Annotated in this window: 7 protein-coding genes; 5 read left to right on the top strand and 2 right to left on the bottom strand. The window is 60.5% G+C overall.

Annotation, left to right across the window (positions count from 1 at the left end; translation table 11 throughout):
* Positions 1-210 precede the first annotated feature (210 nt).
* The 5 genes from ASG55_RS21070 to ASG55_RS21050 all read left to right on the top strand — a co-directional run bounded on the left by ASG55_RS21070 (position 211) and on the right by ASG55_RS21050 (position 5,894).
* Positions 211-699, top strand: a complete 489-nt coding sequence (locus ASG55_RS21070; RefSeq protein WP_041479903.1) for a CS1 type fimbrial major subunit — start codon at positions 211-213, stop codon at positions 697-699.
* A 113-nt stretch (positions 700-812) separates the two neighbouring features.
* Entirely contained in the window at positions 813-3,335 is a 2,523-nt protein-coding gene (locus ASG55_RS21065) for a TcfC E-set like domain-containing protein (protein ID WP_056790099.1), read from the top strand.
* 4 nt (positions 3,336-3,339) lie between these two features.
* Positions 3,340-4,557, top strand: a complete 1,218-nt coding sequence (locus ASG55_RS21060; protein ID WP_056790097.1) for a hypothetical protein — start codon at positions 3,340-3,342, stop codon at positions 4,555-4,557.
* Between the two features lie 44 nt (positions 4,558-4,601).
* Positions 4,602-5,345, top strand: coding sequence for a pilus assembly protein (locus ASG55_RS21055; RefSeq protein WP_041479900.1), 744 nt, complete (start codon positions 4,602-4,604; stop codon positions 5,343-5,345).
* A 33-nt stretch (positions 5,346-5,378) separates the two neighbouring features.
* Complete coding sequence (locus tag ASG55_RS21050) at positions 5,379-5,894, top strand: CS1 type fimbrial major subunit (protein ID WP_056790095.1); 516 nt, start codon at positions 5,379-5,381, stop codon at positions 5,892-5,894.
* Between the two features lie 92 nt (positions 5,895-5,986).
* On the opposite strand, the gene ASG55_RS21045 is transcribed toward ASG55_RS21050, so the two are convergent.
* Positions 5,987-10,978, bottom strand: coding sequence for a dermonecrotic toxin domain-containing protein (locus ASG55_RS21045; RefSeq protein ID WP_056790093.1), 4,992 nt, complete (start codon positions 10,976-10,978; stop codon positions 5,987-5,989).
* A gap of 186 nt (positions 10,979-11,164) precedes the next feature.
* A complete protein-coding gene (locus ASG55_RS21040; protein WP_056790090.1) occupies positions 11,165-14,284 on the bottom strand; it encodes a transglycosylase domain-containing protein in 3,120 nt (1,039 codons plus the stop codon).
* Positions 14,285-15,413 lie beyond the last annotated feature (1,129 nt).

Below are 15,413 nucleotides of genomic sequence, written 5' to 3'. Positions count from 1 at the left end.
AATGTTGCAAGTATCTGTTTTTTGTTCTTTTTTCTGGCGGGGTGTGAGGTTGTTTAACTACGAGTTTGTCGGAAGTTGCCTGCTTACATTCCAGAGGCAACAGCCGATGATGCCCGCCATTGAAAGTTCAAGTTGCTCTGGCGGTCGATGAGCAAATGGTTTGTGAACTTTCAATGACACCCCCTATATAAAGCAAACAGGTACTGAACGATGTTCAAGAAAATCGCAATCGCTGCTCCACTGGCTCTTCTGGCAATGTCCTCCACTGCCTTCGCTGCGGGCGAAGCGTCGCACTCCATCAGCCTGATCGCTCATGTGCCAACCAACGGTTTCTATGTGGTGCCGACTGATCCGGATCTGGTCAACAAGGACCAGGACATGAGCTATCAGCCGACCACCGGCAAGATGGCCGACGTCAACGGTTTCTTCGACGTGCGCAATAACAACGGTTCGGTTCACGCCAGCCTGGAAAGTCTGCCGAAACTGGTTGCCGGCAATACCTCGATCGACCTGCAGGTCATGCTCAACAACAAGGAACTGACCCTGACCCCGCAAATGGTCGTCGGTGAATCCGAATCGGATGTGAACTACCGCGCCCCGCTGAAAATCTCCGCCAAAGGCAGCAACTTTCAGCCGGGTGACTACACCGGTTCCGTGGCGATGATCTTCGACGCCGTGCCACCGGTTGGCGGCAACTGATCGACTGATCAGGTCCAAAACGCTCGCTTTTCAGCAGTGGCGTCAACCGACGGGGCAGGCAGTGATGTTTGCCCCGACGGACTTTCATTGTCAGTCAATCAGAGTACGAGTTCATGTTCCCGATGACACCCATCGCGGCTGCGCTTGCGCTGTTGTTTTGTGCCAGCGCAGCCGTCGCATCCAACACCGCCGGTACGACGCCACGCAGTTTGCTGGCGCAGGCCAAAGGCTTGCCAGCGGATTTCGAGGAGCATTTCTTTGATGTGCCTCTGGCGGTGCGGGTCGAAGTCGACCAACAGCCGTTGGGTGAGGCCATGGTGGTGTTGTCCCGCGATGATCGCATCACCCTTCTCGAATTCACCGACACCAGCGAAAACCGCTTCGGCCCCGCTGAACGGGAAAAATGGGCAAGCTACCTCAAACCCGGCGTGCCATTAGGTGCGTGCAGCGGTTCCTGCCCCGACCAGTTTCTCGCGGTGCATTACAACCTGGAAAGTTCGCTGGTATCGATCGTCACCGAAAACGCCGAACGCGACCTTCAAGCCAAGCGTTATTACGAGCAACCGAGCGGTGGTAGCAGCGGCCTGATGGTGCGCAACCAGCTCAACCTCAACGGTGGCCAGGATCAGGACCTCGGCGGACGCTTTGGCCTGGAAGCCAGTTCAAGCCTGGGCAACTGGAGCCAGACGCTGAATCTGCAATTGGCCCGGCTTGGTGGCCCCGACGACAAGCTCTACCACGCCGTGCACGAGCTGCACACCCAGCGCGAACTGCAAGGCAGTTTCTTGCGCCTGGGCTATTTCACCCCCAATTCCGAAGGACTCACGCGCCAGCCGCGCACGTTTGGCACCAGCCCCGATACGGCGGTCGGCCTCATGTACGGCAGCTCCGACAGCCTCGCGATCAACAGCCCGATGCCCAGCGTTTACCCGATCTACGTGACAGCCAACCGGCAGGGTTCGGTGGAGATCTGGCGCGACGGTCTGTTGATCAATACCCAATCGGTGCCGGCCGGTTTGCAGACCCTCGACACCCGGCCGCTGCCCGGCGGTATTTATGAAGTGGAAGTGCGCCTGATCGAAGACGGCCAGATCACCTCCACCACCCAGGAGTTGGTGTACAAGCCCAGCAACTGGCGCAACCTTGACGAACGCTGGCGCTACAACGTGTTTGCCGGTGAAGAAAGCAAACTGCTGAGCAACTGGGACACGCAATCGAGCGGCAGTCCCACCGCCGGTGCGGCGGTCAATTACCTGCTGCACCCACGGGTGATTGTCGGCGCGTCGGCGCGGCAGATCCGCGAAAAACTGCAATACGGTACTTCCATCGACTGGACCCTGGCCAACCACGTCAGCCTGTATGCCAATGTCTACAAGACCGAGGATTACGGCACCGGTCTGGACCTGCAAAGCCTTTACAACTATGGCGCGGGCAGTCTGGTGATCAGCCACAACCGCAGCTGGCTCGACACCACCAACACCTACGACACGCTGCCGGACGGCACGCGCGTTCGTCCACGTAACGTGTTTGTCGGCCAGACCAGCAATTCGTCGCTGGCGCTCAACCATCGGCTGAGCAGCAAGAGTTCGGTCAATGCCCGGGTCTCGCACAGCGAAGGCAATGTCGAAGGCGTGGGCGTGGATCTGGGCTGGACCCAGCGCGCCGTATTGCTGGGCAGTGATGCCAGTTGGCGCCTGTCGGTCTTTGATCGCCCGGGCAGTTTCAGCAGTGGCGATGCGCGCAATCGCGGCGTCGATCTGAGCATCAACCTGGCGTTGGGCGCTCCCGGTCAGCAGCTCACCGGCAGCATCGGTTCACGCACGGCCCGCGACGGCAAACGCGACAACAATGCTTCGCTCGGCTGGCGCAAGGATTTCAAGGATCACGTGCTGCAAAGCGTCTCGGTGACGGCGCTTACCGACACTTACGGCCTGGGCATGTCGAGCCTGACCAATTTCCGCACCGACGCGGTAAACGGCGACGCCTTCGTCCAGCGCTCTTCCTACAACGGCAACTTCACTGGCGGGCTCAACCTCGACAGCACACTGGTGGTCGGCGGCGAAAAGATGCTGCTGACCAGCCAGAGCGACGTGCGCGGTGCCGGAATGATCGTCGACGTCGAGTCGGATATCGACGACATCGTCCTGCGGGCCGATGACTACAGCGGCGGCGGTGCCGCGCTGAAGCCGGGGCGCAATTTCATTCCGATCACCGCTTATCAGAACAGCTCGGTGAGCTTCGACTTCGAAGGCAACACCGTACCGGCCGCCACCATCGAACCGGCGCGAACCCGCTATCACCTGAACAAGGGCGGCATCGAGTATCGCAAGGTTCGCGTGATGAAAACCCTCACCGTGCTCGGTCGCCTGGTCGATGCAAGCGGGCGGCCGCTCAAGGGCCACCACGTGATCAACCACGCCAGCCGTGGCGTGACCGAAGTCGACGGTTTCTTCTCGATGGAAATGAACGCCGGTTCACCCACCCTGGAAGTGCGCCAGGGCAACCAGTTGCTGTGTCAGTTCCGCTTGAACGAGGCCGACCACCGCAGCGAAAACGACGTGTTGATGATCGGCGATCTGCGTTGCACCCCAGACACCCTCGCCGACGTCACTACCACCGAAATGAAGGCAGGCTGAGCATATGAAAATCTTCCAGGCAGGCTGCGCGCTGACGCTGGCGTTGGCCATGTCCACCGCCCATGGGTTCAATCAGGAAATCCGTGCGACGTTTCAGCCTGACCCGACGCAGCCAGGCAAGAATCTGTTCGTGAACAAAACCCCCAACACCGGCTACTGCGCAAGCTACCCGGCGCAATGCGCCGACCACAACATTTTCAGCATCGAGATGCCTGTACGGTTCGACTCCACACGCTTCATCTCACGCGGTGAACCGATGCTGGTGAAAGCCCCGGCCGACTGGCGACAATTGACAGTTACCAATATGCAAACGCAGGAAACCGAAACCGTCGAAGTGCGCATCATCGGTATCGGCTCCACGTACATTCTGGGCGATTCCGCGACCAGCATCACCGGCGTGTCAGACGTGGCTGAAGCGCATGACAAATTATGGGACTCCAGCGGTTGGGTTTATGTGCCGGAACCCTGCCGTTACAGCGGTGTGGCGTCCTACGGTACGCACAGTTATCGCTTCTTCTGGAAGACCCCGGTGCAAGCTGGCTGCTCCAAAAACGCCGCTTACCGTCTCCCGTCAATAGCTTTCGACAAGATGGATTTTGCTTATGAATTAAGGACTCCCAATCCGTTGGGCATGTCTACCGGGCAATATACCGGTTCGGTTACTTACACCTTGGGAGGCGGCCGCGATTTTGTTCTGGGCGGCCTCTTGCTGCAGCCCGACGACCCCACGCTGACCCTGGATTTCGTCCTCGACGTGCAACACACCCTCAAGGTCGACCTGCCCCCCGGCGGCACTCGGGTCACGCTTGAGCCCGTAGGTGGCTGGGAGCCATGGATCAACAGCGGACGCAAACCCACACGGATATTTGCCGACCAGGTCTTCTACATTTCGGCCTCATCGCGTTTCAAGGTCATGATGTTGTGCAATTCCTACGGCGGAAACGTCTGCAACCTGGGTAGCCCGAAGGGCGATACGGCCCCGGTTCAGGTCTCGATGAGTTTGCCGTCGGGCATCAGCGGCCCCGGCGGCGGTCCGGTTAACCGGATTTCCCTGAATTTCAATCGCTGGTCAGCGCCGTTTCAGCCTGGAGTGTATGTCGAGCGCAAGCCTGGCTATCTGCATTTTGATATGGCATCGAAAGACATCGACTTCCTGCTCAGGCCGGGCAAGAACGACCGTTTGCGCGGCAACGTCACCATTATCTGGGATTCGGAAGTATGAGCGTCCCGGTCCGCTTTCACTCAACGTTCATGGAGTTCAACACGATGAACCGTGGTCTTTTGCTGGGCCTGCTCAGCGTTTTTTGCCTGACGGCGCAGGCCGGGCCGCAGATCAATGTCGGCACCGTTTACGACTATCTGGAAGCCGACAAGAGCACCTATCTCAAGCGAGTTTTCAACAGCGGCGACGCCACCGCATTCGTCAAGATCAATGTGCTCGAAATCGTTTACGACGACGCCGGCACGCCCAAGGAAATTGCTGTCGAAAACGCCGCCGATGGCGCCTCGCGCAACGGCCTGATGGCCAGCCCGGCGCGGCTGATCGTCCCGGCGCAAGGCATGCAGGGCACACGCTTGCTGTACATGGGCGAACGGGATCGAGAACGCTATTTCCGCGTGCGCTTCGTGCCCGTGGTGCCGGAAAAGGAAGACGATTTTGTCGTCACCGGTGAAGAGCGGGAGGATTACAAAAAGTCGTTGTCGGCCGGCGTCAACGTCATGACCGGGTTTGGCACGATCTTCTTTGTCCGCCCCAGGGAAGCGCGTTACGCCACGGCGATCAACGAAACCGAGAGTCGCTACGAACTGCGCAACAACGGCAATACCGTGGTGATCGTCGATGAGTTCAAGAGCTGTTCGCTGAGCAAGGAAAGCGATTGCGGGGCGACCACCAAACACCATGTGCTGGCGGGCAAGTCCTTTGCCTTCAACAAGGAAAAGGGCCGTGAGTACCGCTTCTTTCTGATCGAAGGCAGCGACAAGAAAACCATGAAAGTCGCCAGCCGCTAGGCCGGTTTTCCATTCACGCATCAGGTAGCCAACATGATCAAGCAATGCACCGCCGCCCTGCTGGCGGTCGCCGCCGCGTTGACCGCGGCAGTGACGTGGGCCGCCCGGGAGGAGCACACCTTCGAAGTGTCGCTGACCATTCCCAGTCGGCCCTTCTACATCATTCCGGCACAACCGGACTGGATTCACCGTCCGCAGGTGCTGGCCTGGCACCATGCCACGGACAGCCTGGGCAATCTGGAAAAATCTTTTGACATGCGGCATGACAGCAGCGCCATCGAGGCGCGTCTGGCCACCGAGCCATTCCTTGATACCGGCACAACGGGTGAAGTGATTGAGCTGCGGGTGACGTTCAATGACGTCGTGCTGAGTTCGCACATCATTCCGCAACAAGTGCTTTCGGAAGAAGAGGCGGCTGTCGGTAAACGTGTGCTGCTGAAAATCGAACCCATCAAACCGCCGGGTGGCTACCGCCCCGGTCATTACAGCGGCAACGTCGTGCTGTTGTTCAGCGCCAGCGCGCCAAACGGCAATGACGCTGATGCCTGAATGTCGTGCGAGGTGGGTATCGCTCGCACGACGCAGGTCCGCGGCGCAGATTCGGCCAGCCTGAAGCGCTCGCCGAATGCGGCGTGATCGCTTCAGAGTCCGGCCCGCTCAAGCGCTTGGCGACTCAAGGCGCGGGATAGCTCGTTGCGCTCGTAGCTGATTTTGTCGGCCAGCTTCCTGTACTCCCGGTCGCTGCTGAACACCTGGCTGTCGAGCTGACGGAATTTTTCTTCGTACAGGCGCAGGTTCTCCTGATAACGGTCAGGATAGGTATTGCGCAGGTAATCCTCCCAGAAAGGATCGGTATAGAGATCGATCATGCCGTTGACCAGGCCATCCCCCTGTTCGCGCTGGATGATTCTCTGGTAGGCAGCGTTGAGCTTTTCCTCGCTTACCCCGGCCCGAGGCTGCACAGGCATGCCCCCCGCTTGCCAGGGCAAATCCAGACGCTCGCCCAGGCCCGCTTCGAACGCCCGATGAATCTGGATTTCGTCCGGCGCCGGCAGGCGCGGATCGATCAGGTGTTGCTGTTGCTGGCGACTGACCTCCATGGCGGCCTCATCGCTGACCCGATCAAGGCGAGCCGCGCTGCGCGCCAGACGCACGAGTCTGTCTTCCAGCTGCGAGGCCGATGCCGTTTCGTTCCAGGCCTTGGATACCAGGACTTTGAGCCCCAGTGAATTGAACAGCTGCTGGCCCAGATCAGCGCAGTCCTGTGCAGACACGTTCTGCTCGAAGAGCTTTTTGCGCAGATGTTCGTCGAGCGCCGCCGCATCGACCATGTCCCAGACCCGTGCGGTCAAATTCCGCCGCCCCGCGTCAGTCCCGTAATCGGCGGATTCGCGTTGCTTGCGGATCACGCTGAAAAAGCCGGCGGAATCAGGCTCGGCCATCAGGTCATGCCAGGACTGCTCGCGGTAGCGGCTGAAGGCTGCCGAAGGGTGGGACGGATCCGCATTGGCGGGCATCAACTTCCAGTAATCAAGCTCATCGGCGGCGGCGGATGAATAACCGGGCACGACGCTCAACCCTACCGACTGGCGATACTCGCCAAGACGCCGCAACTGGTCACCGTCGAATTTGGCAACACTGATCCGTGCGCGAGCCAGCAGGCGCGCCTGATCGCTACCGGGTTCGACCCGGGGCAGGGTGTCCAGCGGATTGTCTCGCATGTCCAGGTAGAACCCCTTCGGGCGCTGCCGTATCTGTCCATCGACTTCAAGCCATCCTGCCGGCCAATCGCGAATGCGCGTATTGACCAGGTTCAGTTCGACCAGTTGCTCCATGCGCCCGATATCCGGCGGCACACGCAGGTTGTTGCCATTGAGATTCAGGCTGTGCAAGCGGGTGAGATTGCTCAGGCGCGTGCTTGAGTCATAGGTCAGTTCAATGCTGTTGTGCGACAGGTCCAGCGTCTGCAATTGATGCATTTTTCCGAGGGCAGCCGGCACCTCCTTGAAACCGCAGCGTTGGGCGCTCAATTGCCGCAGATTCGGGAAACTCGCCAGCAGGCTGTCCGGTGTGGTTGAAAGCGCAACGTTGGTGATGTTCAGTCCGGTAATCCGCTCGAAGTATTGCTGCATCCCGGGACGCCGTCGCAAGTCGCGCCACCATGACTCAAGGTTCGGTAGCGGCAGTTCGGCTGAAAGGTCCAGCGTATAGCCGTGTTCCGGATGGGGATTGCGTGCGCCGGGCCGTTCGTTCTCGCGTTTGAAGCACTTCCTCAACTGCTGCTCGATGTACAAGCCGCCCTCGCGGACGAAATCCGTTGGCAGCGCGATCAGTTCCCCGTTGTCTTCAATGACGGGGGTGTAACTGCTGCGCCAGCTGTCGAGGGCGTTGTCGAGCACTTCGCGTTCGCGCTCAAGGTCGGCGATGGCGCGTTCGCTGTTGCCCTTTTTTTCCAGCGCCGCCAGGAAACCCGCGACCTCTCTGTCGTTGAGTTTCGGGTACAACTGTCTGAGCCGCTGTTCCGGGGTTTTTGCCGCCCAGGGCCAGCCGCGTAGAAGAATCTCCGTCTCGCGGGGGGCGACCGTTCGGATCGGCGGTTGCGCCAGAGCAATACGGCGTTCGGCTGGCGGGGCGCACTGTTCCATGATCCACAGTTTCAAGGCGCGGCCCTGACCGCGCTGATAACCGGTACTCGCCAGCGTTTCGAGCGGTACGGCGCGCAGGATGGCTTCGTGGAAATCGCTACTGTCATGCAGCACCTGACCCTTGGCGTCGCGCACTTCATAACGGCCTTCGCCACGCCTCAGCAGCTGCCTTACAGTACTGGCGTCCTGCGGCCCGACACTGCAGCGCAACGGACCGTGCGGGCTGCCGTCGAACACTTCGATGCGCAGGTCGGCAAAGGTGTCGGTGTGGATTTTCAGCGTATTGAGCGCCAGGCGTTCGGTCTGTTCAGTCATCAGATCGTCCCGGTAAAAACCGTCGTAAGCGCGACTGGCCGACGCCTCGAAATCCAGCTCCCGGGCCTGATTCTTCAGGCGTAGCGGCAAGTGCTGTTCGTCGCTGATGCGTTGCCGTTCGGCGACGCGAGCCTGGCTCAGAACCGTCTCGGCCAAGGGCAATGGCAGATCCGGAAACGACTGTCTGATCACGGCAATGTCGGCGTGGCCGTTGCGCTGCCCGGCTTGGTACAGATGGCGGGCGACGGCGCTGCGCTGCTGATTGAGTGCGTCGGCCAGTTGACTGCGCAGGACCTCGACCCGTTGCTCGGCAGTGACCATCGGGCCGAGCAGATGATTGAACTCGTCGTCGCGCAGGAACCCGGCGACCCGCTCGGGCAAGTGTCCGGCGTTGAGATCAGCCTGGCTGATGCGCAACGTGTCGGCTTCGGACGCCAGCGGGTTGCCGTATTTATGCGAGTAGCCGGTCAGGTCCTGACGCGCGAAAACCTCCAGCGCGCGTCGCGGCGGCCAGCCCGGCAGGCTGGTCAGCATCGGCTCCAGCCATACCGCATCGGCATCGATCGGTTTGCCGTTACGCAGGTTCTGCACAGCCTCGATGACATCCTCGTATGCACTGACGCGCCTGACCGTGTCGGCCAGCAGCGGCGGTGGCGGGCTGTTGTCGCTGTGCATGCGACGCAGTTCATCGTGGCTGGTGCCGCTGCTGCGCCGGATGTCCTCCAGTTGCACAGGCGTGAAGCGCTCGACGCTGTGACCCAGGCGAGGCATCAGCCGGGCGTCGGGCCAGTCGCCTGGCGATTCTGCTTCATGCAGCCAGGCGCCGTGACCGTTGTGTTCGATCCGTGGCTGGTAGGCATTTTCTCGATTCGGATGTTTGATCCGGTGGGTTTTGCTGGTGGCATCGGCGGAGGCTTTTTCCACCACATAGAGCTTGCCTTCCAGCGGCAGGACGCTGGCGCTGGCATGTTGATGCAGGCCGTGACGATCGGGCTTCGATTGCGCTGCCAGGCTCAGCTCGTCGCGTGCATAAGGGCTGAGGTCGCGATGCCACAGGCTTGGTTTGCCGTCGGGCAATTTGACCTGTTGCATGGCATCGACCTGCGGTGAAAGTTTTATCCGCAACGTTTCGCCAATCTGCGCGCCGGCGCCGAACGCCGCCAGTTGAATGACATCGGTCACCACACTGATGACATGTCCGGCAGCTTCCTCCCAGACGCCTTCGGCCAGATCGACGATGCCTTCAATCACATCGCTGGTCAGTTGATAGGCGGTATAGGCCATCATCACCTCGCCCAGACCAGGCACAAAGGGCGTGGCAATCAGCAGGGCGACGTTGAAGATGTCCGAGACGATCCGCTTGAAGTTGTCCCACCATGCCCAGCGTGCGTTGCTATCGGCATCGGCGGTCGAGACAGCGATTTGCCGCGCATCATTGATGACCTTGTTGAGTTTCTGCTGATAGACGTGCCGCCAGTAATCGCCCTGCAACGGCAAGCGCGTGAACTGCAACCTGGGCTTTTCCACCGGGTCCTTGCGCCACACCGGGCGCTGGTCGGTGCTCTGCTCGCGTTCGTGATGGCGGACGACGAACAACCGCTGTTCGAGTTCGGCAAAAAAATGCCCACGTTGCTGCTGATCGACAAACTGGCTGAAGAATTGCCGGTACGTATGCCCGGTCGAGGCGCTCAGGCGGTCCTCGCGCAACTGGCGGGTCAGTTCTTCACGAAACGCAGCCAGCGACTCGTACTCCTTGAGTGGATGATCCGGATCGTGCGGCACGTAGACGATCAGGCGTCGAACGCCACGACTGTCGGGGTGGCCATGCATCAGCAACAGAATGCCGGTCAGGCGGGTACCGAGCATGGACAGGTCATTGCAGCGAATCGAACGGTTGTTGAGACGCAAGCGCGGGTTTTCCTCTGTGCTGAAGCTGAGCACCATCATGAAGGTGTCGTACTGGATCTCTGCCTTGAGCAAGGCGATGTGCGCCGCGACGGCGAGGGCGTCTTTGAGGCTGGTGCCGATCTTGTATTGCAGAAGGCTCTCGGCCAGCGCTTCGCCGGGCAGCAAGTAGCCCTGCAAGTGCCTGGCATATTGCCCGCCCAGGTCGAGGTCGCGACACAGTGTCTGGAACTGGCTGATGGGCATTTGGTTTTTGAGCGGCAAGACGTCGAAGTGGCCGCGCGCATCAGGCTGGCTGATGTAGTCCGAGCCTGCACCGACCGTCTCGTTGGCGGCAAAGTTGTGCAGAGCGGCATCGAGCAGTGAGACCGTACGGGTCGTCGAACCGTCGACCACGTCGATTGCATACCAGGGACTGCTGGCGGGGATATACAGGCGCAGCCAGGTCTTCCTGACGTCCGGCTCGATGCCATGGCATTGCTTGATCCTTGCTTTGAGCAGCGGCTCGGCGAAGGCGTACAGGTCGGTCCTGGCCAGCAGATGATCGACCTTGTTCTGCGAGTCCCAGGCCTTGAGATTGGCGGCGGCGAGTCGGCTGGCAAACGTACCGGGTGCGCTGTACCAGGGTTCGCGCTTCAGTGGCGTGGCGGCGAGTGCCAGGCTGCGGCTGAGCGTTGCAGTTTTGAACGGCGCGCTGACAGCCGATTCGATGAACGCGTAATGCCGGCCTTTGTCGGCGGCTTCGGCAGGCTGAGGGGAGTCAGACATGGCCAATCATCCTTGATTGTTTGAGGAATGATCAGCGTACCGGCGGCAGGGCAAAACAAAAGTTCAAAGATCGGGAGACAATCGTGTGATCGCCTCAGCGATGCGACAAGAATTCGAATCGGAACAATGCACGAATACCACCTTTTGCGCCGATGGCCTTCGGCGCGACGTGCAGACCACGTTCGGTCAGTGCAGCGCCGATGCCACCACGGGCGCCTGTGGCGGTTGGCACTGTGAGTCGCTGCCCGGTTGCAGATACGGCGTGAGAATCGGCGCCATGCCTTTGAGTACCTGCGTGGGCAGAGCCGAGGTGAACTTGAAGTTCTCCGCCGAGCGCCCCGGGACGAACGCGGTGAGGGTGCCGAAATGGTGGTCGCCGATGTAGAACACAAAGGTCGCCGTGCGGTTGATCGACTTCGAACTGATGATCCGCCCGCCAGACCCGATCGCCGCAATGCGGTTATCGCCGGTGCCGGTCTTGCCGCCCATGGCCAGCGGTGTGCCGTCGGGCAGTTTGAAACTGCCGGACAGCCGTTTGGCGGTACCGGCGTCGACCACTTGCGACAGCGCCTCGCGCATGGCCCGGGCCACTTCCACCGGCATCACGCGTTTGCCCACGTGCGGGTCGTTGATCAGCCTGGTTTCATACGGCGTATCGGCAGCAAAGTGCAGGCTGTCGATGCGCAGCGTCGGCATGCGCACGCCGTCATTGAGGATGGTGCCGATCAGCTCGGCGAGCGCGGCGGGACGGTCGCCGGAACTGCCGATGGCCGTGGCCAGTGACGGCACCAGGTGATCGAACGGGTAGCCGACTTTCTGCCAGCGCTGATGAATGTCGAGGAACGCTTCGATCTCGAGCATGGTGCGAATACGACTGTCGCGCGCACCCTTGTGCCGGCTCTTGAACAGCCAGCTGTAGACTTCCTGGCGCTCGAAATGGCTGGCCTTGACGATCTCGCTGAAGGTCGCTTCCGGGTGATGCAACAGATAACCCATCATCCACAGGTCCAGCGGATGCACCTTGGCGATGAAGCCTTGGTCAGGCAAATCGTAACTGCCGGGGCCATAGGAATCGTAGAGGCGGATCAGACGGTCGTCGGTGAGTTTTTCGTTGAGTTTGGCGCCTTTGAGGTGCGAGCGCACGAAACGGTTGAAGTCTTCCTGACTGGCCTCCGGCAGCAGATAGCGATGCACCGCCGCCATGCGAATCGGCGTCGGGCGGATGCTGTCGAGGAAGGTTTCCAGGCGCGCCTGGGTGTCCTTGTTCTTGTACTTCTTCCAGAACTTGAGCAGGAACGAGGTGCCTTCGCGGTCGGCGAAACTGGCTAGGTATTCCTGACGGCGCGGATCGCGATCATCCTTGAGCAATTCGCCGTTGGGGCCTGAGTAGGTGGTGTAGCGGACGATGTCGCGCATCAGGCGAATGAACGGCAGGTTGATCGACTCGCGCAGCGAATCGCGCAGGGTCGGCAGGCGACCGTTGTCCTCTTTGCGGAAGTTGTTGAATCTGTGCAGCCCACCGCCGGTAAAAAACGCCTCGCCGGGGCTGGCCGAGTATTTGCGATCCAGCGCGGCGCCGAGCAGCTTCGACAGGTCGTGATCCTTGTTCTGGATCAGGTAGTCGATGACCCAGCGGCTGAGGCGGTCTTGATCGGGCACTTCGACTTTTTTCAATTCTGCCACGCCCATCGCGCCGTATTTGTCGTGCAGCTCGGCGACGATTTGCAGGTACGTGGTCAGCACACGCATTTTCGCCGTCGAGCCGAGTTCAAGCTTGCTGCCTTCGTTGATGTCGAACGGCTGATCAGTGCTGTCGGTCTGCACGCGCACCCGCGAGCCGTCCGGGGTCAGTTCGAACAGGGTGAAGCTGTAGCGCACTTGCGTGGTGCTGGTCGGCGTCAGCAGGCGTTCGCCGAGCAGGCCGATTTCGGCAGCGTAGGCCGGATCGGCGAGTTTTTTCAGATAAGCCGTGGCCTGCGTTTGCAGGTCGCCCTGCAGGGTGCTGGTGGCCGACAGGTCGAGGCGATCAAGGTCGTACAGCGGCCGGTTGAGCATGCTCGCCAGGCGGCTGCGGGCAACACTTATGCCCTTGTTGGTTTCAATCGGCTGCATCGTTGGCTGGGTCTGCCAGTCGCGATACGACACGGTGCTCGCCAGCGCAGCGTCAGCGAGGGCGGTGTCGATCACTCCGTTCTGCTTGAGCAGGCGCAGGTGGCTGTCGGTGAGGCTGGCCAATTCGTCGCGACCCTTGGTCAGGTAATGCGAAGGGCGGCGCTGGGCGATCATCAGCGAGAGCATTTCACGCAAGGCCAGGCCTTTGGCGGCCATGGTCTGCGGGTCGGTCTTCGGGCTGTTCAGTTGCTCGTTGGCCTTGTTGAAATCACTGCCGTACCAGACCCGCAAACCTTCGGCCATGCCGTGCACTTCACCGTGGCCGGGCACCGCCGAGAGCGGCACGCTGTTGAGGTAGTCGCGCACGATGTTCTGCCGCGAACCGAGAGTCTGCGGGCCATCCTGATAGGCGCGCACGCTGGCGGAAATCATCTGGCGGATCTTCTCCGCGCCCGACACGGTGAGGCCGTCGGGTGAGTGGCGATACTTCTCCAGTTGCGTTGCCAGGGTGCTGCCGCCGGCCGATTGCCCGGGCAGGTGCAGCAACTTCGCCACTTGCGACCACGCGGCCATGCCGAAGCGCGGCCAGTCCACCGCCGGGTTGGCCAGCGGCTGTTTCGGGTCGAGGAGAAAGCGGTTTTCGATGAACAGCAGGCTGCTGACCACCACCGGCGGAATCGCCGCGAAGTCGGCATACAGTTGCTGCGGATAGTTGTATCGATACAGCGGCGCGCCTCGGCAGTCGGTGATCGACAACCCGGCCTGGATCTTTTCCGAATACGGCACGAACAGGCCTTTGTCGGTGTAACCGAGCAGGGCGGGGGAGAAGCGCGTCTGCTCGGTGATCACGTAATTGCGCTTGAGCAGGCGTGGCAGGAATTCGTCCAGAGAGCTGTAACCCAGGCGCAGATCGAAAGGGCCGTTGCCCGGATAACGAATCGCTTCGCTGGGGCCGGGTTCAAGCTTGTAGGTCAGCGAAGCGGCGTACTGGCTCAGCTCCCGCGCCTGAAAGCGCGAAGTGCGCATTTCCTTGGACGCGGCGAGCCCCACCACCACCGCAATGATCAAAAACAGCAACCAGAAAGCCTTCCACCCGTGCCGCTGACGACGGGGTTTTTCAGGGACAGGCGCTTCATTCACACGTCCAGTCTGAACCACGGTTTTACTCGAATCGGTTTGCCACAAAGCGCCCATAGTCGACTGATCCATTCACGCAGATTGATCGGACTTGTCTGAAGCTTAGACGGTGGTTGGAGCCGGTGAAGAAAATGTGCAGAGCGGAGGAGACGGCTTGTCTGAATAACTGGAACACACACTGTGGCGAGGGGATTTATCCCCGTTGGGCTGCGAAGCAGCCCCAAAACCTGCCAGCACGGTTCCTACAGGCACACCGAGTCTGAGGAAGTTGCGCCTGCTACGCAGCCGAGCGGGGATAAATCCCCTCGCCACAAAAAGGCTGTTCACATGCCGGGATGTTGTCAGTGTGAGGGATTCAGGCGGCTAGCCGATTTATCAGTCATGCGGGGACTCCCTGTGGCGAGGGGATTTATCCCCGNTGTTCACATGCCGGGATGTTGTCAGTGTGAGGGATTCAGGCGGCTAGCCGATTTATCAGTCATGCGGGGACTCCCTGTGGCGAGGGGATTTATCCCCGCTGGGCTGCAAAGCAGCCCCAAAACCTGCCAGCACGGTTTCTACAGGCCCACCGAATGTGAGCAAATTGCGCCTGCTACGCAGCCGAGCTGGGATGAATCCCCTCGCCACAAAGAGGCTGCTCACATCCCCATGATGTGTCTGTGCGAGCGATGGACTCCCTGTGGCTAGCCGATTTATCAGTCATGCGGGGACTCCCTGTGGCGAGGGGATTTATCCCCGTTGGGCTGCAAAGCAGCCCCAAAACCTGCCAGCACGGTTTCTACAGGCACACCGAGTCTGAGGAAGTTGCGACTGCTGCGCAGCCGAGCGGGGATAAATCCCCTCGCCACAAAAAGGCTGCTCCCATCCCCATGATGTGTCTGTGCGAGCGATGGACTCCCTGTGGCTAGCAGATTTATCAGTCTTGCAGGGACTCCCTGTGNAATCCCCTCGCCACAAAAAGGCTGCTCCCATCCCCATGATGTGTCTGTGCGAGCGATGGACTCCCTGTGGCTAGCAGATTTATCAGTCTTGCAGGGACTCCCTGTGGCGAGGGGATTYATCCCCGYTGGGCTGCGAAGCAACCCCAAAACCTGCCAGSACGGTTTCTACAGGCRCACCGCATGTGAGCAAGTTGCGACTGCTGCGCAGCCGAGCGGGGATGAATCCCCTCGCCACAAAAAGGCTG

Source organism: Pseudomonas sp. Leaf434 (genome assembly GCF_001425545.1).
GTDB classification, from domain to species: domain Bacteria; phylum Pseudomonadota; class Gammaproteobacteria; order Pseudomonadales; family Pseudomonadaceae; genus Aquipseudomonas; species Aquipseudomonas siliginis.
The sequence above is the reverse complement of the archived record's forward strand: the minus strand, read 5'-3'. Positions and strand labels throughout refer to the sequence as shown.